The organism is Chryseobacterium sp. CS3K3.1, assembly GCF_059515165.1.
Genome location: NZ_JCAKRV010000005.1, coordinates 1 through 25,818 on the forward strand (window position 1 = coordinate 1; position 25,818 = coordinate 25,818).

Consider the following 25,818-nt stretch of genomic DNA (forward strand, 5'->3'; position numbering starts at 1 on the left):
CGCCTTTGCGCTTTCAAAAATTCTCAAGGAAAAATTTTTAAAAATAAAACGTACAGACCGGTCTGTTTTATTTGTTTTTTTTCATACATTGTTCCAGAAAAGAAAAACATATGAAATCTCCGAGAGAAAGAATCATAGAAACTACATTTCAATTGTTTGCCAGACAGGGTTATAACTCAACTGGAATCAATCAGATTATTTCCGAAGCTGAAGTTGCCAAGGCAAGCTTTTATCAGCATTTTAAATCCAAAGAAGATCTGTGTGTAGAATTTCTGAAGGTGAGACATGAATATTGGTTTGGTGAGCTCAATCACTTTATAGCAAAAGAAAAAAGCTTAAAATCCAAGATCATCAATGCTTTCGATTTCCTCGTGTATATGAATGAAAAGGAAAATTTCAGAGGATGTAGCTTCCTGAATATTCTATCGGAAATTCCAATGGATAATACTAAAATTCTGAGTGTTATTCAGTCTCATAAAGCCGATCTCAGAAACTTCTTTTCTGAATTGCTGAATAATGATGAGCTTTCCGATCATGTCTACATGCTTTTTGAAAGTAGCATCATAGAAAGCCAGCTTTTCAAATCCAATGAACTCATTGAAAAATCAAAAAAGATAGTCACCAATTTAATACAATAAGTTATGGAACAAAAACATCCGCTTCCGCCTTTCACTCTTGAAACGGCCCTGGAAAAAATTCAACTCGCAGAAGATGCCTGGAACAGTCAGGATCCCGAAAAGGTTTCAAAAGCATATACCATCAACAGTGAGTGGAGAAACAGAGATATCTTCGTGAATGGAAGAGAAGAAATTGTAGCTTTTCTGCAGAAAAAATGGGAAAAAGAGCTTCATTATAAGCTTAAAAAGGAATATTGGGCCCACACCGATAATCGTATTGCCGTTCGTTTTGAATATGAGTATCAGACCAAAGAGGGAAACTGGTTCAGGGCATACGGAAACGAAAACTGGGAGTTTGATGAGAACGGACTGATGGCGAAAAGATATGCAAGTATCAATGATCTGGCTATCCGGGAAGAAGACCGAAAGTTTAAATAAAATGTAAAGACTGTTATGACAACAGTCTTTTATTTTCAGTTGGATCAATCTTTTTCACATCACATGCAAAAATTCATCATTTAAAACTCATAATTCATCATTAATCTAGCTGTTTTTCCCATGCAGCAGTTTGTTAATCTTCCTTCTGGTCTGCACAGAAATTTTATAGGTTTCATCACGCAGCTTCTGTATTTTTCCTACAGGCTGAAAAAATATTTTGCTCTCAAAAGGATTGAATGATAACAGCTCATTTGTACAGTCCCGCTCATCCAGCAAAGAGCCTTTATTTATTGCAACCTCACCGATTTTGATAAAAGAAGAGTTTTTCCACTCCACATTCAGTTTGTTGACAGGCTGGTCTTTCAGGTCATAACATATCTGTATCAGGACATCTGCAGTAAAGTCATGGGTTTGCAGATAATTTTTTAAAGAATCCTTAACCTTTTGTTTTTTTCCAATGTTCTTATCCACAGATTGAGGAGACAGTTTTATTTTGATGATATGATCTCCAAGCCGGTAAGCTCCTATAGAATGATAGTCGAATGAAAGAATAAAATCATTTCTTTTACGAAGGAGTTTAATCATATTACGAACCATATCAGCTGTTAGCAGGGAAGGAGTTATTTTAATCATCTGAAGCAGCAGTGTAAACAAACTGCTCCATTTTTTGGTGTAAAATCTGTTGACCGCAGTAAACAGTTTCAAAAAAATTGAAACAGAATTCATAGGAAACAGGGGAAAATTCACCAATGGATAATTGGCAAGAAGCCCACCATTTTCATCCTTGATCTGCACTGCAAAGCCGTAGGCAGGAATATCCTTTCTTGTATTCTTAATTTTCAGCTGAGCATTGGAAAACCGTATAGTAAGATCAAATTTTTCCTTATCAAAAAAAGGCTGCAGTGATTCCGGAATATCAGATTCTATGTTGAATGTACCTTTTGCTGCCGCATACGTTTTGGCATGGGCATTTCTGGTAGCATAGTTGACATCGCTGATGGAAGAGGATTGTTCAACAAAATCTGCTATTGTTTTTTTATTGATTTCCAGAAGCTTTTTTTCCTCTTCATTCAGTTCATCAAACTTCTTATTATATTTTAGTGGATTTGGCATTTAGTTTTTAAAATCCAATTATAACGCCAAGTTTCGAAATCTGTGTTAAATAAGTATTACAATTATTTGAATTTTGTGGAAAAGCTCTTTGAAAATCAAAAATGTATGACTATATGATTAATGAATATTGAAAAATAATCTTTTTAACTTGTTGATTATTAGTGTTTATTTATTTTTAACGAGAATGAATTAAAGTCATTTTCTTTGAGAGGATTTTACTTCCGGCTTTTAAACTTCCCTCATCGTGCTCCCATTTTCCAAACCCAAAAAGCCTTATCTTTGTAAAAAATTATAATATGGGAGTAGCAGATATGTTATTTAAACGTAAAAAGGAATTAGCAGAAAAGAACCTGAAAGATGGTAAAGAATATATGGAAGAGTATGGTAAAAGAGAAAGCGTTGTGCAGTTACCAAGCGGCTTGCAGTATGAAATCATTACAGAAGGCGACGGCCCGAAACCAGGACCCAAATCTACTGTAAAATGCCACTACCACGGAACTACTATTTCCGGGAAAGTATTCGACAGTTCTGTAAAAAGAGGTACACCTGCATCATTCCCTTTGAACAGAGTGATTTCAGGATGGACGGAAGCACTTCAGTTAATGTCTGTTGGCAGCAAATGGAGATTAATCATTCCTCCACACTTAGCGTATGGCGATCAGGAGATCAGCAAAGAAATCGGGCCTAACAGTACGCTTGTTTTTGAAGTTGAACTGCTGGATATTAAATAATCCTTCTTAAAAATAGATTAAAAATTTACCTGATTTCGGGTAAATTTTTTTATTTGTATTATATTCGTATAGGAGAATTGGGAAAATGGAGAAATTTATTTTGCAATATACCTGATAACACAAAAAATCACTGAATGAAAAAACTTTTTTACCTATTGATTGTTTTCGGGCTTCTTACTTCCTGTGTTTCCAGGAAGAATCAGGCTATTCAGCAGAATATTCTCACCCTGAAAGACAGCTACTGTAAAGCGCCGTTCAAATATAACTACAGCAACAAACTTCCGTCTTATAATTCAGATTCTATACTGGCAGCCAATAAAGAATTAAAAGAGGTCTTTTCTGACCAGAGTATTCTTATCTTAAACGCACTGGATAATCTGGATGAAGTTCATCAGATTATTGATCTTAAAAAAGATTCATCCCTTGCTTCCCAGGTTAAGGTTTTACAGTTGAAGACAAAAATAAACAGCAAAATAACGATTGCTCTTACGGAACTGGATGCAGTAGCCGCAGAGTTCGACTGTGAAGGAGAAAGAGTAGCCCAGATTGGAAATTATGTGGATAACTTAAATTCATCAAGAAATAATAAGCTTATTTTATATTCAATTGTTGCAGGAGCGGCAGCTTCAATAGCAGGAGGAATTGTGCATGATCAAGGCTGGAGTAATGCCATCGATATAGGCGGAGGGGTTCTGGGAGCAGGTTTTGGTTTAGCTACCCTTAATCCTAAAGGTAAAAAAGTAGAATTTATCCACCAGAGAAATCTTTTGAGAGATATCTGGAGAGAAAAACTGGAGTCGCCCAATTTTCCCCCTTTTATCTGGTATATGTATACAGAGAAAAAGTTTTCCAATAAAGAAGAGCATTCCATTATCGGGAATATGAAACAGAGATGGCTGCATTATCAGTTTGATGATAGTAGGGAAGCAGCGGATAAATCTGTGATTTTCAGTGATGGCGGGTTTTACAGGGCTGATGATCTTCATAACCGTGCAGCCATGCTGAATCAGATGCAGTCGGCAACCCGTACCATTAATCAGAATATCAATTATCTGTTACTGGATCTGGATAAACTGATCCTTTAAGAAAAATTTAACTGTAATAAATTTTGTTACATTTAAAAAATGTGTATCTTTGCCCTGTAATTACAATGAACAATACAAGATTTGCTACGGCAGTACATATTATGACATTATTGGCGAAATGTCCTCAGGAGTGGCTTACTTCTGACTGGATGGCCGGTAGTATCAATGTGAATCCGGTGATTATCCGAAAGGAGATCAGCGTATTGAGAGAAGCAGGCCTGATTATCAGCAGACAGGGAAAAGAGGGAGGAAGCCAGCTTGCAAAGAATGCTGAAACGATCACTATTTCCGAGATCTATAAAGCAGTAAAAAATACGGAAGTATTAGGTAAAAAAAATCAGAATCCCAATCCGGCATGCAGTGTTGGAAAGGAGATCAACAATCATTTAAATACATTATTTGAAGAAACAGATCAATTGGTGGTAAACTTTTTAGGAGACAAGTCATTACAGGAATTCACTGACCAGTTTGAATAAAAATTTTTTAGCCTTAAATGTAACAAAATTTATTACAATTTAATTAAAAATAAAACATTATGAAAAAAGTAGCAGTAATCGGTGCAACAGGATTTGTAGGAGCACACGTAGTATCAGAATTAGCAGACAGAGGATATGCGGTGGAAGCATTGGTAAGAGATGCATCAAAAGTGAAAACACAGGAAAATGTAACTGCAAAAAGTGTGGATGTAAACAATGTAAACGAACTGGCTGAGGCATTGAAAGGAAGCGATGCCGTAATCAGTACATTCAATGCAGGATGGACCAACCCTAACCTTTACAACGATTTTTTAAATGGTTCCGAGAACATTGAAAAAGCTGTAGAACAGTCGGGAGTAAAAAGACTGATTGTAGTAGGTGGAGCAGGAAGCCTTTACACACCGGATAACGTACAGATTGTAGATACTCCTGATTTCCCTGAAGCTTATAAACCAGGGGCAACAGCGGCAAGAGATTATTTAAACAAGATCAAAGAGAATAATACGCTGGATTGGACATTCTTCAGTCCTGCTATCGAAATGAATCAGGCTAATGTAGGAGAAAGAACAGGAAAATACAGAACTTCACTGGAAACTCCGGTATTTGATGAAAACGGAAGAAGCCGTCTTTCTGTAGAAGATGTAGCGGTAGTGCTGGTAGATGAATTGGAACAGAATAACCACATCCGTGAACGTTTCACAGCAGCTTACTAATTGATAAAAGAACAGAAATGATACAAAAAAAATTATGGTCGGTATTGGCATTGTTGGGATTCATCAGCATATTTGCAGGGAATCTCAAAGTGAAAGTTTATAATCCGGGAACCAAAGCTATTTTTCCCATTACGTCTACCATTATTTATGGAGATAAAGATGCGATACTTGTAGATGCTCAGTTTCAGAAACAATATGCAGAACAGCTCGTTAAAGAAATTAAAGCAACGGGAAAAAATCTGAAAACCGTTTTTATTTCTCACAGTGATCCGGATTTTTATTTTGGATTGGATGTGATTAAAAAAGCTTTTCCCAATGCTAAAATTATCTCAACGGCACAGACTGCTTATCTTATATCAGCTTCAAAAGATGATAAAATGGGAGTCTGGAAACCACAATTGAAGGCAGATGCACCATCGGAAATTATAATTCCAGAAGCAGTTACTTCAATTCCTGATCTTGAAGGAAACAAAATTGAAATCAGACAAAATCCTGAAGATCCTGCACATAGCTTTCTTTGGATTCCGTCCATCAAAACCATTGTAGGCGGGATTTCAGTTTCTGTTGGCTCACATCTCTGGATGGCAGACACTCAGAATGTAAAAGCCATTGATCAATGGATAGGGCAGATTGATGCTATGAAAGGTTTGAAACCTGAAAAAGTTATCCCTTCTCATTTTGCAGAGCTTTCCACATCACCACAATCTCTTGATTTTGTGAAAAACTATCTGGAAAATTATAAACAGGCAGTTACTGAAAACAAAACTACATCTGCAATTGTAGATTTCATGGTAAAAAAATACCCTGATCTGCCAGGAAAAGAAGAATTGGAAATGGGGGTAAAGGTTTATCTTAAAGAAATGGACTGGGATCTGAAATCACCTTATCCGGCAATCGGACATAAAGTGGAAGTGGACTTTGGAGAAGTTAAATTCGTTCTTGATTTTAAAGATAATAAAACCATGACATTCACAGGAACAGCCGGAAGTTCAAAAAACAGTACAGATACTGTAGAATATACTGCCGTAGAAGTAGCAAAAAATGTTTTTATGGTCTACTGGCATGAGCCGCACCTTGGTTTCAATGTAACCCATATTCAGGATTATAATAAAAATATCGTGTATTCAAATATTGCAGGTCCGGACGGTACATTCACCCATCCGAAAGGAACGCTTAAAATCTTAAAGTAAAAAAACAGCTGCCAGTGCAGCTGTTTTTTATATCATAAGAATTAACAATGAATATCCTCAACGCTTCGTTAAATCAGCTTGCTGATTCCAACTTTGCCTCCTTAGACTCAAAAGAAAGCAAATTAAAAACTTTTCGTTAAAATAACCTCTCACAGATTTTCAGATTATGCAGATCGATGATCATGAGAATTATAATCGTGAAACTATTCGTGTTCTTCGTGTTTAAAAAAGACCTCTAAATGAATACTTTAATTTTTAAAACCAAAAAACTGCCTCACATGAGACAGTTTTCTTTTTATAGATTCATAAACAATTTCGGGTTAATCGGAGTATTGTTTTTGTGTACTTCATAATGAAGATGAGGTCCTGTAGAACGCCCTGAGTTTCCGGATTTGGCAATGACCTGGCCTACTTTTACTTTATCGTTCACCTTAGCAACAAGTTCAGATAAATGTCCGTATAGTGTGGCCAGTCCGTTTCCATGAGAAACAATCACACAGTTTCCATAGCCTCCTTTCTGTCCGGAGAAAATGACTGTTCCGGCAGCGGCAGCTCTTACATCAGAACCATAGGCAACAGCAATATCCAGTCCTTTATGGAACTGCATCTGATCAGCCTCAGCTGGTGGGTTGTTTTTTTCAACAACAGCAGTTCTTGTAGCAGTACCCGCAACAGTTTTCGTGGTTGAAGGAGCTGGAGCAGCAACCACAGGAGTTGCTTTCGGGGTCACCATTACTTTTACTTCTCTTTTATTTCCATAGCTGTCAGTAAGCTCTACAATTTTCTCAACGGGTTCGGCTTTTAGTTCTGGTTTTGCAGCTGCAACGGCAGCTGGCTTTGTCTCAGTCGCTGCACCAGATTTTACCGAAGCAAAAACAGTTTTGAACGGGATAGGATTTTTTCTTATCCCGAAATTGGACGAAATATAGCCGTCAGTAGGCATTCCTAGAGGAACCTGCATCAGTTTTTTCTGAAGATCCATCAGATACTGGCTGTATCGGTTAGCCTGCTTGGAAAGATAAATAGAATTGGAAATACTGTCCTGACTGAGCATCATCAGCTTTTCGTTGGTAATGTCTTTGGACTTCAGGAAGGAGTTGAGCTGGGCAACAGTCTGATCTACAAGAGTAAGATCAGTTTTCATTTTTAGATAATCTACACTGTCTTTTTCAGTGTTTATTTTTACAAGGTTCACTTCGTAGGTTTTGTCATCTCTTTCAGAAAAGAGCTTGGCAATGAAGACACCCTGTGCAAAAACTACTAGTAAAAGTCCTCCCAGGAGAATGTTTACGTTCTTCTTGCTGCTTAGAAATTTTTTCATATTTCTTCTCTTAGTCAATTTAAAACGGTTTTGAAGCTGCAAATTTAAATAAAAATAAGTTTTGTGAGTTATTTTTATTTAAAATTCAGTTTTTTCTGTATTTAACGGCTAATTAACTATTTAATTGTGTTGAAGTGTTAATTTTTTCAGAAAATGGCTTTTATCATAGTTTCAAAGCCCGCGTTACGTCTTTGTTTTAATATCTTTGCAGTTCACATTCCAATTATGGCTAAAAAGAAAATTATTTCAGAATCTTCGAATCCAAAAAAGAATAAAAAGGATATTTCTGTAGGAGTTGTAGGAAGCGGAAGTTTTGCAACCGCTATCGTAAAAATGCTTGTTGAAAACTGCAAAGTTGTACACTGGTGCGTAAGAAATGAATTTGTAAAAGGAGCTATCGAGCTGCGCGGGCATAACCCAACCTATCTTACGGCGGCACATTTTAATCTTAAAAGTTTAAAACTGACAACAGATATTAACGAGCTGGTATCTGCCTGTGATGTTATTGTGCTGGCAACGCCGTCTATTTACCTGTCCGATACTCTGGATAAGATGACATGTGATTATTCAGATAAAATCTTTATCTCTGCAATTAAAGGAATTATCCCAAAAGTAAATGATGTGGTGGCGCATTATCTGCGTGATGAATTTAAAATTGGTTTCAGAAACCAGGCTGTTATTGCAGGACCTTGTCATGCCGAAGAGGTAGCCATGGAAAGACTTTCTTATCTTACGATTGCAGCAGTAGAAGATGAAACTGCTGAAAAACTTGAAGGAATATTCAGTTCAGATTTTATCAAAGTGCATACAAGCAAAGATATTTTAGGAAATGAGTACAGTGCGATCCTTAAAAACATTTTTGCCATCGGAGCAGGAATTGCCAGTGGATTAGGATATGGAGACAACTTTACAGCCGTATTTGTTTCCAACGCAATCCGTGAAATGGAAACTTTCCTGGAAGCGATTTATGAAGCACCAAGAGATGTGAACGAAAGTGCCTATCTGGGTGACCTTTTGGTAACGGCGTATTCACTTTTCTCAAGAAACAGAAACCTTGGAAACCTGATCGGAAAAGGATATACCGTGAAGTCTGCCATTCAGTCCATGAACATGGTAGCAGAAGGATATTACGCAGCAGATTCCATTTATAAAACAGCGAAACAGAAAAACCTTAAACTCCCGATTATTGATACGGTATATGCTATTTTGTATGAAGGTAAAAATGCTGAAAAGCAGTTTAAAAAACTGACCGCAAAATTGAATTAAAATGGAGCTGGAATAAAAAGCCCGTTAAACATACATAGAAAAACTTAGGCAGTAAATGCTTAAGTTTTTTTATTGACTAATCCTGGCAGAGAACCGTACTGCTATTTTATATTATCAATCATTTCAATGGTACTTTATTGAAATTTTCCATGGTTTTTTGTTGTGTACTCAAGAAGTCCTCTGAGCAAAAAAATAACGGATTAAATCGTGCTGATTTTTAAAACTTTTCCCGAAATTTGAAGTAAAATTTTAAAATTATGTCACAATCGCTTACAAGCAGAACACCGAAACCTAAATACGACGTTGTACTGATAGGCGGCGGAATCATGAGCGCCACTTTAGCAACGCTGCTTCATGAATTTGATCCAAATCTTGAAATCGCTATCTTCGAAAGACTCGGAAGGTTTGCCAAAGAAAGTACAGCTGCATGGAACAACGCCGGAACAGGCCACTCCGCTTTTTGTGAGCTCAACTATACCCCTGAAAAACCGGACGGATCTATTGATATTACCAAAGCCGAAAGCATTGCAGAGCAGTTTGAAATTTCAAAACAATTCTGGTCTTATCTGATTACCAAAGGATATATCCGTGAACCTAAAGAATTTATCAATTCCTGTGCTCATATGAGTCTGGTATTCGGAGAAAAAGATGCTGAATACCTTAAAAAACGCCACGATAAAATGGCAGAGTCTGTTCTTTTTTCAGGAATGGAATTTTCTACAGATCACGAAAAACTGAAAGAATGGATTCCTCTGGTAATGAGTAAAAGAAACCAGTCTGAAGTAATGGCTGCAACGAAGATGGATATGGGAACAGATGTAAACTTCGGAACATTGACGAGAAAAATGGGAAGACATCTTCTGGAAGATTCTAATGTTGAGGTTTTCTTATACCACGAGGTGAAAGATATCAGCCCCAGAGAAAACGGTACTTGGGAAATGAAAGTGAAAGACAGAATCCATAGCCATAAACAGGAAGTAGTGGCAGATTTTGTATTTATCGGTGCAGGAGGATACGCGCTTCCGTTACTGGACAGCTCAGATATTAAAGAAAGTGAAGGATACGGAGGCTTCCCGGTTTCAGGGCAGTGGCTGGTAAGTCATAATCAGGAACTGGTAGAAAAGCACCATGCTAAAGTATATACTCAGGCTACGGTAGATGCTCCGCCAATGTCTGTTCCACACCTTGATCTTAGGATTATAGATGGGAAAAAAGCGCTTCTTTTCGGACCTTTTGCAGGATTCTCAACCAAATTTTTAAGAGAAGGAAGTTATCTTGACCTTCCTGAAAGTGTAAATACGAAGAATTTAAGATCACTTTTTGGAGCATGGTGGCATAATATTCCGCTTACAAAATATCTGATTCAGCAGGTTGCCATGACAAAGTCTCAGAGAATGCAGCATTTGAGAGAATTTATCAAAGATGCTAAAGAAGAAGACTGGGAACTGAAAGTAGCAGGACAGAGAGTTCAGATCATCAAAAAAGATGAAAAAGAAGGTGGTAAACTGGAATTCGGAACTGAGGTGGTCGTAAACAAGAGCGGAACGATTGCTTCTCTGCTGGGCGCTTCACCGGGTGCATCCACAGCCGTATATGCCATGCTGAATGTGCTGGAAAAATGCTTCCCTGAAAAACTGCATGGAGAATGGAAAGGAAAGCTGCTTGAAATGGTTCCTTCCTATGGTCAAAAACTGGCTGATAACCCTGAACTGACCCAGGAAGTAAGAAATTACACCAAAGAAAAATTAGAATTAGAATATTAACATCCATAATGAGCAATAAGTAATCCTATTATTTATTGCTCATTACTTATTACTTATAAAAAGGTGGAAGAAGTAATTGTAAAACCAGTCATTGCCAAGGAACTCCTTGAATCTCTTCAGGCGAAAACAGAAGAGGAGAGGCAGGTTATTGTACACTGTTGCTTTCCGGCATCTCCATTCTTAGGAAACCTGATCAGAATCTGGCATTCAACCTATCTTTTTGACAATCAGTCTGAGCATAGAAGCAAAATGATTCATGCGGAAAATATTTCAATTTCTCCGTACTGGACACCGGTTCCCTTTATGAAAGACTTTTGGTTTACCCTGATCTTTTCCGGGCTGCCAAAAGACTGCAAAAGTTTTGATCTGAAAGAAGTTATTCCTGAGGAAGGAGGATTCTTTGTAGAATCAATCAAGAGAAATTCTTCCGACGTATATCGCGTGAAAATATCAGAATCTTATTAATATGAAAGGAAGGGAAGAAAAGCTGGAACAGATTATTCACTGGGCTGAAAATAATCCTGATATCCGTACTGTTCTCCTGACCAGCTCATTGGTAAATCCTTATGCACCCGTAGACGATTTCAGTGATTTTGATTAGCCTCTTTTCCATGATTGAAGAAGACGATTATAAAGAACTCCTTAATTGGAGTTCTTTTCATTTCTACGGTTTTCCGTAAACTGATTACTTATAGAATATTTATTTTTATTACGTAATTATCCTTAAGCGGTCGGTATCCTGTACTTATTCGATTTTTCTTAATAATTTTTTTTTTCACTTTTTTTTCAGTCCATTTTAGTTGTACATAAAATCAAATTACATTATATTTATTGCAAATGGGTAAAGTGTACATATGTTAATTGGTTATGCAAGAGTAAGCAAGTTTGAACAAAATCTCGATTTACAAACTGATGCTTTAAAAAGTTTAAGAATTGATAAAATTTATGTTGACAAAGTTAGCGGCATAAAGTCAGAGAAGCCACAGCTTAACGAATTATTAAATTATCTACGTAAAGATGACACTTTAGTCGTATGGAGATTAGATCGAATTGGAAGAACTACTGTTGGTCTGATTCAATTTGTAACAGAACTAAATGAAAGAGGAATCCAATTTAAATCTATTACTGAAAATATTGACACATCATCAACTAGTGGAAAATTGATCTTTCAAATATTCTGTGTGTTGGCAGAGCATGAAAGAAACGTATTGATCGAAAGAACTAATGCCGGGTTAAAGTCTGCAAGAGCGAGAGGCAGAAAAGGTGGGAGACCAAAAGGATTAACTGAAAAGTATAAGAAAATTGCTCCCGTAGTTAAAGCTTCTTACCAAGCGAAGGAACTACCAGTAGAAGAAATAATGAAAGCTTTCAATATTGGCAGTAAAACAACATTTTATAAAATAATTAAATCTTAGATAATGGGAAACAAAAATTTAGAAAATACAGAAGAAAATAATATTCAGCTTTGTAAAGATTGTAAAGATCTTATTGGGGAGCAAAGGCATACTCCGCCTCATAAAAATCTAGTGCAGACAGATTTTAAAGAAGTAAAATCACAGTTTGGAAATGTTGATGAATATTATTACAAATGTAACTCTTGTTCTAAAACATGGCTTCGCGAAACAGGTAGTTATGGCGAGGGTTGGATATAAAATTATACATAACAGCAATATGAAAAATATAAGATTCAATTTGACCAAAATTCTTAACAATGTAAATAGCAAAATCAACAGTTACGAAAAAGTTGAATTATTACTTGATCATGATTCTATTTGTTTTAGAACTGGTGGAATAGTTTACTTCTGTGACCATAAAAAATTTTTAGATGTATTAGAAGTTAATGAATTTAGTTATGATAATTCTGATGCTGAAGATTTAGATATCGATTTATTAGGTAAGCATATCGTTAACCAATTAACGGCTGCTATAGGTAGAAAATTTTATCCCGAAATTAAGACCCTTTCCTCAGATTTAAATCAAAATTAACCTCATATATAGATGGAAAAAGAAAATTTATTTGAACTTATCAGAAGAGAGGAAGTGATAATTTGGGCAGGTGCGGGAATGTCTCTTAATTCAGGATATCCTTCAGGAAGAGAACTTTGTAATTTATTATATGAAAACTTAACAGTTTCAGAAAAAAAATTGTTTGAAAATAATTATAATCTATTAGATATTTCAGAGCAAATATTTAGAGTAAGAGGGCACAATAAAAACTATATCATTAAAACATTAAAAGATGTATTTGATAAAGAGCCGGAAAATATCAAAACTCACAAAATAATTTCGGAAATACCTCATTTTAAAACTATTATAACAACCAATTATGATAGACTATTTGAAATTGCTTATAAATCCACAGCGGATCTTATATTATCAAGTTCTAATTTGGGATACATTAGCAAAAATAAAACTCAAATATTCAAAATCCACGGTGATTTGAACGATCCTGACAGTATAATTATTACACAGTCTGATTATAATAACTTTTTTAAATCAAATAGTGAATATAGTACATATTGGTCTGTTTTAAAAGAACGACTTTCAACAAATTCAGTTCTCTTTTTAGGGTATAACTTAGAAGATCCAAATGTGTCAGTTATATTTGAAAGAATAACAGATAATTTGAAATCTAATCGAAAAGAATGCTTTTTAGTGGCTCCTAATTTACCTATTCATAAAATAAATGATCTCACACTAAAAGGCATTAAATACATTGATTCTACCGCAGAAAAATTACTAGAAGAATTAGTTAAAGTTTTAAAAGATAATATAGTAAAGGATTTAGAAAATAATAAAGTTTCTGCAAATTCATTTAAGCAATTTGTACAAAATTTTAATATTCTCCCAAAGTTAGATTCTTCAAGAGATAATTTCAAAGTGGAAGGTTTCAAAAGTCTAAATGGAACGCCTGCAGAAGGTATGCTAAGTTTAACATTATCAAATGAGAATGATTTTTTGATTGAGTTTAGAGATTTTATGCAAGGAAAAAGTTTTGGCGAATTTGAAATTTCTGAAAATATTATAAAAAATGCTGAAATATCATTCGAAGGTATTAGGTTATCTAATTATACGGAGGGAGTGAAATTTAATTTTAAATCTCATGCCATATATGATGATACTGTAAATATTCGATTTGCGAATGGAGAAGAATTTTTTGAATTTCCAGTAAAACTTTACGGAAACGAATCTTTGATAGAGGTACATTCTAAGTTGAAATCATGTAAAATGATTTTTAAAATTAATTTTAAAAATTTTCCTAGTTGTGACTTTAATTTTAAATATACTCGAGAAGAAATCTGTTTAAATACTCGTAATGCACTTGAAATGTATAATTTTCTGAGAAATTTCGCAGAGGGTTATGAATTCACTATATTTTTGAAAAGCGGACAAAAAATTTCAAAATCTTTACAAAAGTTCCCAGAGCTTATAGATCACTCTTTATTTTATATTCAGTATTTTCAAAAATTACAGATAATTGAGAAGAAGTATAACGTTCAATTTTCAAATTTTAGTTTTAGCCAAATTAATCAAGATTCTCTTAAACTTGTTGATGAGTTAATTGATCTTATTCAACATGGATTCATACTTTATGATTACAATGATGGATTACAGATGGAACTAATACCTAATTGTTCTCAAGAAACAATTGAAGCGTTAAAAGAAATTGGAGGAGAAGGCTCTCCAATTGTTGGTGCTGAAAATAATTTTTCCACTGAAATTTTACATGGACAAAAAATTAATTTAGGATATAAAAAAGTTGAGATTTTAGATCCAATAATCATAAATATTAATGATATCATTAATAGGACTACAAATATTGCATTAGCTGAAAGTAAATCTAAAACTATGCGTATGACATATGAAGACTCCCCCTTTACAAGCGAATTGTAAAAACCTTTTAGTTGTATTACTAACATCAGAAAACGATTTAAAAAAATGAGCAATATTCGAGATAAAATTTTGCGTGTAAAATACATTGAAGATAGAAGATCCTAATTATCAAAAAATGATTAAAATGATATTTTTAAAAATAGATAAAATGTTAATTTATGTTTGAAACAAATTCCATAGGGATTTTACTTTTCTTATTCTTTATAGTACTATTTATTATTAGTTTTATTTATCAAATTAGTGGGGAGATCTTCAATCGATTCTTCACTAATGAGGATAATGATTATAAGACCAATCTGTCACAGAAAGTTATTTTTTTAGTGTTGATAGCTATTATCTTTTTAACTTGTTCTATAATAGCAGTGCCATTATTTACTAGACCTGGATTTATGGCTTTTTTTGATCCCAAGGAAACTGGCTATATAGGTGATACAATAGGAGGAATAACAAATCCATTTATTAATTCAGCAGCTGTAATTGTTACTGGATTAGCTTTTTATATGCAGTATAAAGCTAATAAATTGCAAGTTTCGATTTTTAAAAAACAAATTGACGAAGCAAGAGACCAATTCGATAAAAGTTTGAAAGAGGACAGACTAAAAGATATAAGAAATGAAAAGTTAGATTCTTATCACAAGTTAGAGTTACTCTCTGTCAATCTAAATTCTATTTTAGAAGATCTTAATGAAAAAGGTGAAAAAATCTTTAAGTATGGACAAGATCTGAATAACGAACCATTTAAGTCTCATATCCTCAGAAGAACACCTTCACGAGATTATTTAAGAATTTTAGAAATTGATAGGCTGGCTGTTTATAAAGGTTTTCGTTTTTTTAACGTTAATGATCAAAGCAAAAATTTTAGCAGACTTTATAATATTTTGGATTTTTTACCTGAATTTTTTCAAGATTTCTATTCTAAAGTTCAAAACTATATCAAAGAGTCTTTTGAAGAAAAAATGAATATAAGAAATAAGATACTTCAGTTTTTAGATTTTAATGCTAAAATTATAATTGATTATGAAGATAACCAATCTCACCCTGTAGCAATCATAGCTAATGAAGCTATTAGGGTTAATTATGAAATAATAGAATCTAGTTATGATGAATTTGGTAATCCTGTTTCCGAAACTGATTGGCAAGAAATCGATGAGAAATTACTAAAGAATTTTATTGAAGAAGCATTGAAATTACGAGGTAGCATATATTTTGATCCCGCTATAATTCCAATTATTGAATTTGCTAGTAACATAAGAAAAGATATTATTTTGTTAAAACAGAGAGCTAAAGAATTTTCTTTTGAAGTTAACAGTCAATATAATAATCTATTGGTTGATGGTGAACAAGAAAGTGTTGGAAAATTACTAGCAGACTTACAGACTGAAATTAATGATAGGCTTTCAATAGCTAAACGTGAAATAGAGATGTTTTATGACGTTTAATTAAATCATCAACTTTGTATTTGGAACAAGCGTTTGTTATATAGCTGGTGATGGTAAAAAACATTGTGATTGTCTGACAGATTGGTGTCATTAATTTAACATTACAAATATATTAATATAGTTATAGTTTTAATTGAAAAAAAATAAGATAAATACCTCTTTTGTGTTATTTTATTGTGATTTTATTAAATTTATATTTATTGAAACAACAAATACTAATAATTATGGGAAGAATCTTTTATGGTAGCCACTCTAACAAAGATGTAGCTATGAAAATCGCCGACGCTGCGGCAAACGCTTATACCGCTGGAGTATGTTATACTCCTTCTTTTAGAATTCCTAATTCTTGTACATTTAATCAAACAAATGGAATATGGACCTGCCAAGCTCATGCTCACCATCATTGGGGTAGTTGTGATTCCGGAACATTCACTTCATCGCATCAGCAAGCAAATGGAACACCTTGGGGACCTATAACAGTTCCCATTCCCATTCCAGATACCTTAGATAAAACTAAAGATAATATTCAAACAGATAAAGAAGAGTATATCGATGCTCTTCCAGAAGAATATTTTCCTGAGATTGATAGTCAATTGTAAATATTTAATAAACTAAAAGAGCCATTTTAAATGGCTCTTTTAGTTTATTAAATATAGTTTTGTTCAATATTTTAGCTATTAATTACATTGAAATATTCATATATTTAAAATAATCTCAAAAAGCGATAGATTCTATGAAAATACCACACGAATTGAAATTTATTTTATTTTTTTTACTACTATCAACATCTATTTTTTCACAAAAGTTTAGCTTTATTTATGAGGCTAAATATAGAACAAGTAAGGAAAAACCTGAAAATATTAATACTGAAAATATGATTTTGGATTTGGAGAATAATACTTCTATTTTTAGAGATGCCATGTCCAGAAATGCTGATTCCCTGATGCTCATTAATAAAAGTGGAGGCTATATAATGGGGGTTGAAAATCAATTTTATATTAAAAAAGATATCATTAATAAAAAAATAGAGAAAATTATTACTTACTTAAAGGCAAATTATGTTCTACCGATTGATGAACAGCTAAATTGGAAAATCATACCGGAACAAAAAACTATTGGAAAATATAAATCGCAAAAAGCAGAAGTTAGTTATGGTGGTAGAAACTGGATTGCTTGGTTTACGACGGAATTGCCTTTTAATGATGGTCCCTATATTTTCAATGGATTACCTGGTTTAATCATTTCCATTGAAGATACAGAACATGATTACTCATTCAATTTAATACAGGTAAAAAAAGGCAGCAATTGGTTTGATGTAAGGACAAAAACCATTAAAATCGACTGGACACAATATGAGCAGCTAGGAAAATCATATTATAATGACCCCTGGAATACCAAAACCGTCAAAAAAGTTATATTTACAGATCCTCAGGGAAATGAAAAAGATATGAATGAAATGATCAGAGAAGCGCAAAAATCCATTCTTGAAGAAAATAATCCTTTAGAGTTGAATCACAAAATCAATTATAAATAATATGTGAGTACATTAATGAAAAGCATACTATGATAAAGGAGTTGAAAAAATATTAATTTACGATTAAATGACAAGCATTCTCTACACTTCAAAAAATGAAATAAATTATTCTTTTTTATATAGTTTTCAACAAGTATATTCAGAAGACCACGATGGTAATATATTAATTTTTGAAATTTGGGAGAAAGGGAAAGAAGAGCATGACAAGTTTAGTTTTATCCTCCGAGAAATGGAAAATGGCAATGATTTGAAAGTCGTTGATTTGTTTCCAGATTCAAAAAAATATTATTTAGGAAAAGGAATTTCAAGAGCGATGATTTTACATTGTAAAAATTTATTTATGAAACGTATTATTTCTGAAGGAGGAAATAATAACTGGGAAGAAGCTCGGATCAAAGTTTGGGAACGTATGAAATCTAACGGAGAAGTTGCTTATTGCGAATCAAAAGATTTTTACTTTACATTATAATAAAATGAACTATTAAAATAATCTCATAAACAATAGCTTTACTTATAATTTTAAATTCATGAAAAAATATATCATACTCTTTTTACTGCTTCCTCTATGGTTTTTTTCTCAGAAAAAGATGTTAAAGGAAGAGAAAGAGGCCGAGAAGTTTCAGAAAGAACTCAATGCAGAATATCTTAACCCAAAAGAAACTCCATTAAGAGGTGATAATTTTAAAAATTTTAAAGGACATCCTTTCTTCCCTTTCGACGCTAAATACAGAGTTACTGCGCAATTTGTAAAATCAGAAGATACAAAACCCTTTGATCTTCCTACGTCTTCAGGGAAAACAAAAACGTATCAGGAATATGGAAAAGCAACCTTTACATTGGATGGTAAGCCGTATACTGTAACGTTATACCAAAGCCTGGATCTGATCAAACAGGAAAAATACAAAGACTATCTTTTCCTTCCGTTCCGTGATGCAACCAATGAAAAAGAAACCTACGGAGGAGGGAAATATATGGATCTTAAAATCCCGAAAGGAAATACCATTGTGCTGGATTTTAATCAATCTTACCATCCGTTTTGTGCTTATAATGCTTACGATTACAACTGCCCGATTGTTCCGGAGGAAAATAAACTTCCCGTGGAAATCCGTGCAGGGGTAATGTATGAAGATATTTACCATCACTAATATTATGATACATTTAGAATTCTTTAAACCAGAAGATCTTTCCGGGGTCAGCTATGCTTTGGATGAAAATCAGATGAGATTTACAGCGACTGCTCAACAAGCTTTGCAAAGCATCAGTGAGCGGGATGATAATGATGCATTTCCCGTGACTATATTTTACAACGATCAGCCTGCAGGCTTTTTTGTCCTTGATTTCGGGAAAGATAAACTGGAAATTACTGATAATGAAAACTCAACGTTGTTACGATCCTTATCTGTGAATCCCGGGATGCAGGGCAAAGGAATTGGAAAAGCGGCGATGCTTGAAGTAAGTGATTTTGTCAGAAACCACTTCAAAACCTGCGATGAAATTGTATTGGCCGTCAATCAGAAAAACGGTTCTGCTTACCATATTTACCTTAAGGCAGGATACATTTACGACGGTAAGACCAGAATCGGAAGAAGCGGACCTCAATATCTGATGTACAAAAAACTTTAATAAAATTTTAAAATCATAATTTTTTATCTGCTGATATCTTTCCATAACTTTGAGTAACATCAAATTACAAAACATGGAAATATCACTTCAGAATCAGGTGGCTGTAGTCACAGGAGCTTCCAGTGGAATCGGTTCAGGAATTGCAAAATCATTGGCTGCAGCAGGAGCAACAATCATTGTCAATCATTCTTCAGAAAGATCTACGGATGAAGCCAAAGCTGTTTTAAAAGAAATAACGGATGCCGGAGGGAAAGGAATGACCTACCAATGTGATGTTTCCAAAGAAGATCAGGTCATCAGAATGTTTCAGGATGTCATTGCTGAGTACCAGACTGTAGATATTCTGATCAATAATGCAGGGATTCAGAAAGACGCGAAATTTACTGAAATGACTCTTGACCAATGGAATGTTGTCATAGGAGTTAATCTGACGGGACAATTTCTATGCGCCAGAGAAGCCATTAAAGAATTTTTGCGAAGGGGAATAGATCCTTCACGGTCTGTTGCCTGTGGAAAAATCATTCATATCAGTTCAGTCCATGAAATTATTCCGTGGGCGGGTCATGCTAATTACGCTTCCAGTAAAGGGGCCGTCAGAATGCTGATGCAAACGCTTGCTCAGGAATATGGTGCGGACAAAATCCGTGTCAATTCCATTTGTCCGGGAGCGATTCAGACGCCGATTAACCGGAATGCATGGGATACGCCGGAAGCTCTTAATTCTCTTCTCAGCCTTATTCCTTATAACAGGATCGGACAGCCGCAGGATATCGGCAACCTAGCAGCATTTCTTGCCAGTGATCTTGCAGATTATATTACCGGAACAAGCATTTTCGTAGATGGCGGGATGACGACGTTTGAGAGCTTTTCTACGGGAGGATAGGGGAGTTCAAAGTTTAATGTTCAAGGTTTAAAGTTTAATGATTTGAGGTTGTTCTTAGAGTTTGAAACGGAATCAAAATATTACTCATTGCTTATTACTCATAATTATCGCTTATGTCGGAAAAACAGAGAATTTCAGATGTTTCATGGAAAAAATGGGGCCCTTATGTAAGCAACCGCGAATGGGGGCTCGTTCGGGAAGACTACAGTGAAGACGGAGATGCCTGGAATTACACAGGCCACGATACTGCAGAAGCCAAAACATACCGTTGGGGTGAAGAAGGGATATGCGGAATCTGTGACGATCTTCAGAAACTTGTATTCTCTGTAGGTTTCTGGAATAAAAAGGACAAAATGGTGAAAGAGCGGTTCTTTGGACTCACCAACGGACAAGGGAATCATGGTGAAGATGTAAAGGAATATTTCTATTATCTTGATTCTACTCCTACCCATTCTTACATGAAGATGCTGTATAAGTATCCTCAGAATGCATTTCCTTATGAAGACCTGGTAAAAACCAATGCGCAGAGAGGAAAAGAGGATCCGGAATATGAGCTGATTGACACAGGAATTTTTGATCAGAATGACTATTTTGATATTTTTATAGAATATGCAAAGGAAAGTCAGAATAATATTCTCGTAAGATTAACAATTATCAATAAATCTGAAAAAGAAGCATCTCTGGTCATCTTGCCAACAGTTTGGTTCAGAAATACCTGGAACTGGGGATATGATGATTATAAACCCCAATTGTCTGCGGAAGATGCAGACCATATTAAAGTCAATCATCAGGATATTGAGATTAAAAATGTGTACGCAAAACAGTCCTTAAAGACCTTGTTTTGTAATAATGAAACCAATAATGAAAAGCTTTATCAATGTTCTAATGATTCAAAATACTGTAAAGACGGGATCAATAATTTTGTGATGACGGGAAATTCCCAGTCTGTAAATCCACAAAATGCAGGAACCAAAGCTTCTTTCTTTATTGATGAGGACTTTCAGGATGGAGAAGCGAAGATATTTGAATTCAGACTTTCAGATAAGGATATTCGAGAGCCTTTTAAAGATTTTGATATCCTTTTTGAACAAAGACAGAAAGAGGCAGATGAGTTTTATGCAGAAATCCAGAAAGGAATTGCTTCGGAAGATGAAAAACTGGTTCAAAGGCAGGCTTTTGCCGGAATGTTGTGGAATAAAATGTTTTACCATTACAATGTGGAAAAATGGCTGAAAGGTGACCCTTCTGAAATGCCGCCGCCAAAGTCCCGGGAAACAATAAGAAATTACGACTGGAAGCACCTCAACAACGAACATATTATTTCCATGCCGGATAAATGGGAATATCCGTGGTATGCAACGTGGGATCTTGCATTTCACACTATCAGCTTTTCACTGATAGATCCGGATTTTGCCAAACATCAGTTAAAGCTTTTCCTGTTTGAATGGTATATGCATCCCAACGGACAGCTTCCTGCCTACGAATGGAACCTGAGTGATGTGAATCCTCCTGTACATGCCTGGGCGGTTTTCAGGGTCTTTAAAATTGATGAATATTTAAAAGACAAACCAGACCTGGAATTTCTCGAAAGTGCTTTCCAAAAACTGCTCATGAATTTTACCTGGTGGGTTAACAAAAAAGACCTTAACGGTAATAATATCTTTGAAGGTGGATTCCTGGGACTTGATAATATCGGTGTTTTTGACAGGAATTCTGTTTTACCCAACGGAGAACAGCTGGAACAGTCGGATGGAACAAGCTGGATGGCTATGTTTGCCCTCAATATGATGAGAATTGCCCTGGAACTGGCCCTCTACAATAAGGTGTATGAAGAAATGGCTATGAAATTCTTTGAACATTTCCTGTCGATTGCCCATTCATTGGATAATATGGGTGATGAGAATTTCAGTCTTTGGGATGAGCAGGATGAATTTTTCTATGATGCAATTACTTCCAGTGACGGAACTCATATGTATCTGAAGCTAAGGACGATTGTTGGATTAATTCCAATGTTTGCTGTTGAGGTTATTGATGATGAAATGATTGAAAACCTTCCCAATTTCAAAAAAAGAATGAAATGGGTACTGGATAATAAACCTGAACTCGCTTCTCTGGTTTCAAGATGGGAAGTGAAGGGACAGGATTCAAAACATCTTTTATCTCTGCTTCGGGGACATCGTCTGAAAAGGCTGTTAAACCGGATGTTGAATCCGGATGAATTTCTAAGTGATTACGGAGTAAGAGCCTTATCCAAAGAGTATGAAAGAAATTCTTATACTTTAACTCTTAATGAAACGGACTTTACTGTTAAATATACCCCTGCAGAAAGTGACAGCGGTTTGTTTGGCGGAAACAGCAACTGGCGCGGCCCCGTGTGGTTTCCTATCAATTTTCTTATTATTGACAGTCTTCAGCGTTTTTTCTTCTATTACAGTCCGGATTTTTTGGTAGAATATCCTACGGGCAGCGGTAATTATTCAGACCTTGATCAGATTGCAGATGCCTTAAATAAGAGACTCGCGAAAATATTTTTAAAGGATGAAAATGGTAAACGCCCGGTTCATGGGCAGTATGAAAGATTTCAGACCGATCCGGATTTTAAAGATTATATCCTTTTCTATGAATATTTCCATGGAGACAACGGCCGTGGAGTAGGGGCTTCCCATCAGACAGGCTGGACGGGACTTATTGCTAAGATTCTTCAGCCCAGATTTTCCAAAAAAGAAATGGCAGAATCCGAAACTGAAATGCCGGATAATGCAGAAAAACAATAAGCTTGTTTATTCAAATATCTGCTGAATAATTTCAAGTGAGGCCGGAGTTTTGAAGTCCGTGATATGATAATGATAGTACACCAAAAGACTGTCAAGAAAATCTTTTCTTAATGAAGAATGGATTTTTGTGGCATAAAAATCTTCTGCACAAAGAGCTTCTTTCCATACCATTGAAATTTCTTCATTGAAAAGCTGATGGCTTATTCCTGAAGAAAAAGTTCCGGTTTCCGGATCTAAAAAATTTCCTTCGCTCAATAATGGAGCTACACCCTGAATTTTTAAAAAAGCCAGCAAAAATAGAAGATGTGCCTGATAATTTCTATTGGTCAGCTCACTGATAAGATGATCAATACCGGAATAGACCGGAATATTTTTATTCTCATGCTTAAGAATATGACTCAGAAAATCCGAAATAAAGAAAATGACAGTATTGATCTTTATATCTGTATAAATGTCATTATTTTTTACCAGTTCAAATTTTGAAACAGTCGGGATTCCGTTACCCCGTGCTGGATTTACGGAAAAATTGAGCTGGTTCAGCGGCTGAAGCAGGGCTTTCTTTTTGTTCTTTTTGGAATAAATTCCTTTCAGAAAATAGCTCTGAAAACCCTCTTCTTCTGTAAAACAATGCAATACCGCATCATTTTCCCCGTATTTGATAAATGAAAGTAAAAAACCGTTTTGTGAATTCATTAATTAACCACTCCTATTTTGGCGGTAGCTTTATCGGATCCGTCTTCATTCGTCATCAGGACAAAATAAATCCCTGAAGCTACTCTTGTTCCTTTCTGATTATTGAGATCCCATTCATAATAACCTCCTCTTGCAACGGCAGAATGCACTACATTTCCTGCAGCATCCACGATTCTTATATTGGTTTTTTCTGCAAGACCTTTTATTGTTACTTTTCCTTTGAAGTTAGAATATACAACAGGATTAGGATAGACCATAACGTCGCCAAAATTAGAAGTCACGTCTGCTACATCTCCCTGGTAAGTCACAATACCATTATATGTTACAAAATATACTTTACCTGTTTTTTTATCAACTTTTATATCGGTAACACTATTGGTAGGTAGCGGTGAATTTTCCTTTGTAAAATGTTTTATGGTTCTCTGACCGTCTGAAGAGAGGTAGTAAACACCACCACCGTCAACAGATACCCATTTATGATCACCTGCATCTACTGCAATCTGAAGAATTGCTGATTCTCTGAAAAGCTCTTCACCCAAACCATTCTGCTCTATCACTATAGGTTCCACTTTAGGCTGGGCACTTTTTATTTCTGATGCTGCGTTTGACATGATCCTCAGACCTCCGTCCGTACCAATCCATGCATCACCAGCCTTATCAAATGCTACGGATAAAATTCCTCCTGAACTGTTAAATCCATTAGATGTTCCCAGGATATAATCTGAATCATCGGAAAGGTTAAGGGCATTTTTATAATCATACACCCAGAAGTTATTGGATCTCGGTAGCGGAGTCCACAACATATTTTCGTGGAAAACCGGTTTTTGAATACCATCACTGGCCAGAACTAATTTTTTGATAACAAAATCATCAGCCGCTTTATCATAAATTCCCATAGATGGGTTTCCATCATTAAAACCAAATGATACAAAAAGATTGCTCTGAGCGTCTGTAGCAAAACCTACTGGGCGTCTGTAATAAGGTTGTGCTCCCAGATTATAATATTTTACCAGTTCAAAATCTTTGCTGGTAGCATTGTACTTCATTTTGTAAACTCCATTATCCAACATTGTATAATTGGTAAAGAGTACTTCATTATTGTTATAAGGACTTATAATAGCATCCAGTACATTGATAAAGGTTGGGCGGTTTGGATTGTTTTTATTGAAAAAAGAAGGATAAATCCATTCCGTACCATTAAAATAATAAAATCCAGGTTCTTGTGGCTGAATAAACGGATGATTATAATTATTAGCTCTGGCACCAGAGGAAACCAGGAGCTGACCGTTATCAAAAAGATTGATATTATAAGCAAAATTGAAATAAGGACCGGAAGGTTTAAAAGTATTGCTACCTTCATCCTTAATTCCCGATAATACCGTTCCTCCTAAAATCTTTCCGCCAGCTGTTAATGCAGTATTGCATTCTTCACCAAGACTTACCGCATTTTGTGATACTCCATTGATTCCATAGGTGTATACTCTGTTATCTGTAACCACAATACTATTTGAAGTAATAACAACATCCCTGATTTTTTCAAAAGTAGTAGGAAGTTGTGTCGGGGTACCGTTATTATAAATATAAGCTGCCGTAGCCGTTGAGAAAACCAGTTCTGATTCTGAATCTATATGTTTGAAAGCTCCGGGAGCTTCCGTTGTCCAGGTAGAAAATACAGGAAATGTAGTATTCATTTGATGGCTTTTCAAACCTGTATCTGTTACAGAATATACTTTATTCCCGAATATGGTGGCTTCATTACTTGCCTGATAAACTCCGCCGGTCAGGAAAAATGCAGAATCACCAAATTCTTTATTCTGAAGGTTAAAGATGGAAACTCCATATCCAACAGAAATGACAGCCTGATCTCCGGTTATGGAAATGTGGTTGATCTTTTTGTCTCCATTATATCCTGTAGCAATGGGAATATCAACAATATATTTGATTTCCTGAGGTGTAATAACATCCATAGATCCGTTTTCATAACCGATAAGTCCGGTTTTAGTCTGTGGATTATAGTCGAAAGCTGTAATTCCGATATTATGAAGCCCGTTGGCTTTGGATAACTTCGTAATTTCTCCTGTTGCTATTGTATAATAGAATATTCCGTTTTGGGTGGCTGCAATGATTTTTCCATTGTCTTCTTTCATGGCTAAGACATTATTATAGGAAAACAGGTCTGCCCACTTTTTGGATGAAATAACCTGTGCTTTTGTCAGCTGCAGGGATGCTAAAATACCAAGAGAAATTATAGAGAGTTTTTTCATA

General features: G+C 35.1%; 26 protein-coding genes and 1 pseudogene. 23 read left to right on the top strand and 4 right to left on the bottom strand.

What is annotated here, in order from left to right:
- Positions 1 to 110: 110 nt before the first annotated feature.
- Positions 111 to 638, top strand: a complete 528-nt coding sequence (locus AC5YGI_RS06330) for a TetR/AcrR family transcriptional regulator (protein ID WP_496167823.1) — start codon at positions 111 to 113, stop codon at positions 636 to 638.
- Between the two features lie 3 nt (positions 639 to 641).
- Positions 642 to 1,055, top strand: a complete 414-nt coding sequence (locus tag AC5YGI_RS06335; protein ID WP_454511466.1) for a nuclear transport factor 2 family protein — start codon at positions 642 to 644, stop codon at positions 1,053 to 1,055.
- A 105-nt stretch (positions 1,056 to 1,160) separates the two neighbouring features.
- On the opposite strand, the gene AC5YGI_RS06340 is transcribed toward AC5YGI_RS06335, so the two are convergent.
- The gene (locus AC5YGI_RS06340; RefSeq protein ID WP_496167824.1) at positions 1,161 to 2,168 is read right to left on the bottom strand and encodes a catalase family protein; all 1,008 of its coding nucleotides are present in this window, start codon (positions 2,166 to 2,168) and stop codon (positions 1,161 to 1,163) included.
- 275 nt (positions 2,169 to 2,443) lie between these two features.
- Between AC5YGI_RS06340 and bamJ the strand changes: the two genes are divergently transcribed.
- From bamJ to AC5YGI_RS06365, 5 genes are all read left to right on the top strand, one after another.
- Entirely contained in the window at positions 2,444 to 2,899 is a 456-nt protein-coding gene (gene bamJ / locus AC5YGI_RS06345) for a BamJ family beta-barrel-assembly machinery protein (protein WP_496167908.1), read from the top strand.
- Between the two features lie 134 nt (positions 2,900 to 3,033).
- Positions 3,034 to 3,984: a hypothetical protein gene (locus AC5YGI_RS06350; protein ID WP_330745329.1), complete on the top strand. Its 951-nt coding sequence runs from the start codon at positions 3,034 to 3,036 to the stop codon at positions 3,982 to 3,984.
- A 65-nt stretch (positions 3,985 to 4,049) separates the two neighbouring features.
- Entirely contained in the window at positions 4,050 to 4,460 is a 411-nt protein-coding gene (locus AC5YGI_RS06355; RefSeq protein ID WP_227942312.1) for an Rrf2 family transcriptional regulator, read from the top strand.
- Between the two features lie 59 nt (positions 4,461 to 4,519).
- Complete coding sequence (locus AC5YGI_RS06360) at positions 4,520 to 5,173, top strand: NAD(P)-dependent oxidoreductase (protein WP_227942311.1); 654 nt, start codon at positions 4,520 to 4,522, stop codon at positions 5,171 to 5,173.
- Between the two features lie 17 nt (positions 5,174 to 5,190).
- The gene (locus tag AC5YGI_RS06365; protein WP_330745330.1) at positions 5,191 to 6,363 is read left to right on the top strand and encodes a MoaF-related domain-containing protein; all 1,173 of its coding nucleotides are present in this window, start codon (positions 5,191 to 5,193) and stop codon (positions 6,361 to 6,363) included.
- Positions 6,364 to 6,658: 295 nt separating this feature from the next.
- Here the strand turns inward: AC5YGI_RS06365 and AC5YGI_RS06370 are convergent, their stop codons facing one another.
- The gene (locus AC5YGI_RS06370) at positions 6,659 to 7,684 is read right to left on the bottom strand and encodes a M23 family metallopeptidase (protein WP_496167825.1); all 1,026 of its coding nucleotides are present in this window, start codon (positions 7,682 to 7,684) and stop codon (positions 6,659 to 6,661) included.
- A gap of 225 nt (positions 7,685 to 7,909) precedes the next feature.
- Here AC5YGI_RS06370 and AC5YGI_RS06375 point away from each other — a divergent pair, with 225 nt between their 5' ends.
- The 16 genes and pseudogenes from AC5YGI_RS06375 (at position 7,910) to AC5YGI_RS06450 (ending at position 22,860) form a co-directional block, all read left to right on the top strand.
- The gene (locus AC5YGI_RS06375) at positions 7,910 to 8,950 is read left to right on the top strand and encodes an NAD(P)H-dependent glycerol-3-phosphate dehydrogenase (protein ID WP_110009564.1); all 1,041 of its coding nucleotides are present in this window, start codon (positions 7,910 to 7,912) and stop codon (positions 8,948 to 8,950) included.
- Between the two features lie 257 nt (positions 8,951 to 9,207).
- Entirely contained in the window at positions 9,208 to 10,713 is a 1,506-nt protein-coding gene (gene mqo, locus AC5YGI_RS06380; RefSeq protein WP_429816507.1) for a malate dehydrogenase (quinone), read from the top strand.
- Between the two features lie 63 nt (positions 10,714 to 10,776).
- The gene (locus tag AC5YGI_RS06385) at positions 10,777 to 11,178 is read left to right on the top strand and encodes a hypothetical protein (protein WP_114820683.1); all 402 of its coding nucleotides are present in this window, start codon (positions 10,777 to 10,779) and stop codon (positions 11,176 to 11,178) included.
- Between the two features lies 1 nt (position 11,179).
- A pseudogene (locus AC5YGI_RS06390) lies at positions 11,180 to 11,311 on the top strand (aminoglycoside 6-adenylyltransferase); the annotation flags it as partial.
- A gap of 256 nt (positions 11,312 to 11,567) precedes the next feature.
- Positions 11,568 to 12,128, top strand: a complete 561-nt coding sequence (locus AC5YGI_RS06395; RefSeq protein ID WP_330745333.1) for a recombinase family protein — start codon at positions 11,568 to 11,570, stop codon at positions 12,126 to 12,128.
- 3 nt (positions 12,129 to 12,131) lie between these two features.
- On the top strand, positions 12,132 to 12,365 hold the full coding sequence (locus AC5YGI_RS06400; RefSeq protein WP_330745334.1) for a hypothetical protein: 234 nt from the start codon (positions 12,132 to 12,134) through the stop codon (positions 12,363 to 12,365).
- A 19-nt stretch (positions 12,366 to 12,384) separates the two neighbouring features.
- Positions 12,385 to 12,699 (top strand): hypothetical protein, encoded by a 315-nt coding sequence (locus tag AC5YGI_RS06405; RefSeq protein ID WP_330745335.1) that lies wholly within the window; start codon positions 12,385 to 12,387, stop codon positions 12,697 to 12,699.
- Positions 12,700 to 12,711: 12 nt separating this feature from the next.
- A complete protein-coding gene (locus AC5YGI_RS06410; RefSeq protein ID WP_330745336.1) occupies positions 12,712 to 14,607 on the top strand; it encodes an SIR2 family protein in 1,896 nt (631 codons plus the stop codon).
- 158 nt (positions 14,608 to 14,765) lie between these two features.
- Positions 14,766 to 16,046 carry a hypothetical protein gene (locus AC5YGI_RS06415; RefSeq protein ID WP_330745337.1) on the top strand — a complete coding sequence of 427 codons (1,281 nt, stop codon included), beginning with the start codon at positions 14,766 to 14,768 and terminating at the stop codon, positions 16,044 to 16,046.
- A 224-nt stretch (positions 16,047 to 16,270) separates the two neighbouring features.
- Positions 16,271 to 16,645 carry a hypothetical protein gene (locus tag AC5YGI_RS06420; RefSeq protein ID WP_496167827.1) on the top strand — a complete coding sequence of 125 codons (375 nt, stop codon included), beginning with the start codon at positions 16,271 to 16,273 and terminating at the stop codon, positions 16,643 to 16,645.
- Between the two features lie 134 nt (positions 16,646 to 16,779).
- Positions 16,780 to 17,580: a GLPGLI family protein gene (locus AC5YGI_RS06425; RefSeq protein WP_496167828.1), complete on the top strand. Its 801-nt coding sequence runs from the start codon at positions 16,780 to 16,782 to the stop codon at positions 17,578 to 17,580.
- A gap of 67 nt (positions 17,581 to 17,647) precedes the next feature.
- On the top strand, positions 17,648 to 18,049 hold the full coding sequence (locus AC5YGI_RS06430; RefSeq protein WP_496167829.1) for a hypothetical protein: 402 nt from the start codon (positions 17,648 to 17,650) through the stop codon (positions 18,047 to 18,049).
- A 58-nt stretch (positions 18,050 to 18,107) separates the two neighbouring features.
- Positions 18,108 to 18,725, top strand: a complete 618-nt coding sequence (locus AC5YGI_RS06435) for a DUF1684 domain-containing protein (protein WP_496167830.1) — start codon at positions 18,108 to 18,110, stop codon at positions 18,723 to 18,725.
- A gap of 4 nt (positions 18,726 to 18,729) precedes the next feature.
- Positions 18,730 to 19,203: a GNAT family N-acetyltransferase gene (locus AC5YGI_RS06440; protein WP_496167831.1), complete on the top strand. Its 474-nt coding sequence runs from the start codon at positions 18,730 to 18,732 to the stop codon at positions 19,201 to 19,203.
- Positions 19,204 to 19,276: 73 nt separating this feature from the next.
- Positions 19,277 to 20,086 (top strand): glucose 1-dehydrogenase, encoded by an 810-nt coding sequence (locus AC5YGI_RS06445; RefSeq protein WP_496167832.1) that lies wholly within the window; start codon positions 19,277 to 19,279, stop codon positions 20,084 to 20,086.
- Positions 20,087 to 20,199: 113 nt separating this feature from the next.
- A complete protein-coding gene (locus AC5YGI_RS06450) occupies positions 20,200 to 22,860 on the top strand; it encodes an MGH1-like glycoside hydrolase domain-containing protein (RefSeq protein WP_496167833.1) in 2,661 nt (886 codons plus the stop codon).
- Positions 22,861 to 22,866: 6 nt separating this feature from the next.
- On the opposite strand, the gene recO is transcribed toward AC5YGI_RS06450, so the two are convergent.
- A complete protein-coding gene (gene recO, locus AC5YGI_RS06455; protein WP_496167834.1) occupies positions 22,867 to 23,553 on the bottom strand; it encodes a DNA repair protein RecO in 687 nt (228 codons plus the stop codon).
- A complete protein-coding gene (gene porZ, locus AC5YGI_RS06460; protein WP_496167835.1) occupies positions 23,553 to 25,817 on the bottom strand; it encodes a type IX secretion system anionic LPS delivery protein PorZ in 2,265 nt (754 codons plus the stop codon). The genes recO and porZ overlap by 1 nt, the downstream gene beginning before the upstream one ends.
- Between the last annotated feature and the right edge of the window lies 1 nt (position 25,818).

Bases quoted from the DNA above. Each gene is read 5' to 3' on its own strand.
- AC5YGI_RS06340 (WP_496167824.1), bottom strand. From the start codon at position 2,168: ATGCCAAATCCACTAAAATATAATAAGAAGTTTGATGAACTGAATGAA.
- AC5YGI_RS06400 (WP_330745334.1), top strand. From the start codon at position 12,132: ATGGGAAACAAAAATTTAGAAAATACAGAAGAAAATAATATTCAGCTT.
- AC5YGI_RS06425 (WP_496167828.1), top strand. From the start codon at position 16,780: ATGAAAATACCACACGAATTGAAATTTATTTTATTTTTTTTACTACTA.
- AC5YGI_RS06430 (WP_496167829.1), top strand. From the start codon at position 17,648: ATGACAAGCATTCTCTACACTTCAAAAAATGAAATAAATTATTCTTTT.
- AC5YGI_RS06330 (WP_496167823.1), top strand. From the start codon at position 111: ATGAAATCTCCGAGAGAAAGAATCATAGAAACTACATTTCAATTGTTT.
- mqo (WP_429816507.1), top strand. From the start codon at position 9,208: ATGTCACAATCGCTTACAAGCAGAACACCGAAACCTAAATACGACGTT.
- recO (WP_496167834.1), bottom strand. From the start codon at position 23,553: ATGAATTCACAAAACGGTTTTTTACTTTCATTTATCAAATACGGGGAA.
- AC5YGI_RS06420 (WP_496167827.1), top strand. From the start codon at position 16,271: ATGGGAAGAATCTTTTATGGTAGCCACTCTAACAAAGATGTAGCTATG.
- AC5YGI_RS06395 (WP_330745333.1), top strand. From the start codon at position 11,568: ATGTTAATTGGTTATGCAAGAGTAAGCAAGTTTGAACAAAATCTCGAT.
- AC5YGI_RS06355 (WP_227942312.1), top strand. From the start codon at position 4,050: ATGAACAATACAAGATTTGCTACGGCAGTACATATTATGACATTATTG.
- AC5YGI_RS06410 (WP_330745336.1), top strand. From the start codon at position 12,712: ATGGAAAAAGAAAATTTATTTGAACTTATCAGAAGAGAGGAAGTGATA.
- AC5YGI_RS06370 (WP_496167825.1), bottom strand. From the start codon at position 7,684: ATGAAAAAATTTCTAAGCAGCAAGAAGAACGTAAACATTCTCCTGGGA.
- AC5YGI_RS06415 (WP_330745337.1), top strand. From the start codon at position 14,766: ATGTTTGAAACAAATTCCATAGGGATTTTACTTTTCTTATTCTTTATA.
- AC5YGI_RS06435 (WP_496167830.1), top strand. From the start codon at position 18,108: ATGAAAAAATATATCATACTCTTTTTACTGCTTCCTCTATGGTTTTTT.
- AC5YGI_RS06350 (WP_330745329.1), top strand. From the start codon at position 3,034: ATGAAAAAACTTTTTTACCTATTGATTGTTTTCGGGCTTCTTACTTCC.
- AC5YGI_RS06450 (WP_496167833.1), top strand. From the start codon at position 20,200: ATGTCGGAAAAACAGAGAATTTCAGATGTTTCATGGAAAAAATGGGGC.
- AC5YGI_RS06405 (WP_330745335.1), top strand. From the start codon at position 12,385: ATGAAAAATATAAGATTCAATTTGACCAAAATTCTTAACAATGTAAAT.
- AC5YGI_RS06440 (WP_496167831.1), top strand. From the start codon at position 18,730: ATGATACATTTAGAATTCTTTAAACCAGAAGATCTTTCCGGGGTCAGC.
- AC5YGI_RS06360 (WP_227942311.1), top strand. From the start codon at position 4,520: ATGAAAAAAGTAGCAGTAATCGGTGCAACAGGATTTGTAGGAGCACAC.
- porZ (WP_496167835.1), bottom strand. From the start codon at position 25,817: ATGAAAAAACTCTCTATAATTTCTCTTGGTATTTTAGCATCCCTGCAG.
- AC5YGI_RS06375 (WP_110009564.1), top strand. From the start codon at position 7,910: ATGGCTAAAAAGAAAATTATTTCAGAATCTTCGAATCCAAAAAAGAAT.
- AC5YGI_RS06445 (WP_496167832.1), top strand. From the start codon at position 19,277: ATGGAAATATCACTTCAGAATCAGGTGGCTGTAGTCACAGGAGCTTCC.
- AC5YGI_RS06365 (WP_330745330.1), top strand. From the start codon at position 5,191: ATGATACAAAAAAAATTATGGTCGGTATTGGCATTGTTGGGATTCATC.
- AC5YGI_RS06335 (WP_454511466.1), top strand. From the start codon at position 642: ATGGAACAAAAACATCCGCTTCCGCCTTTCACTCTTGAAACGGCCCTG.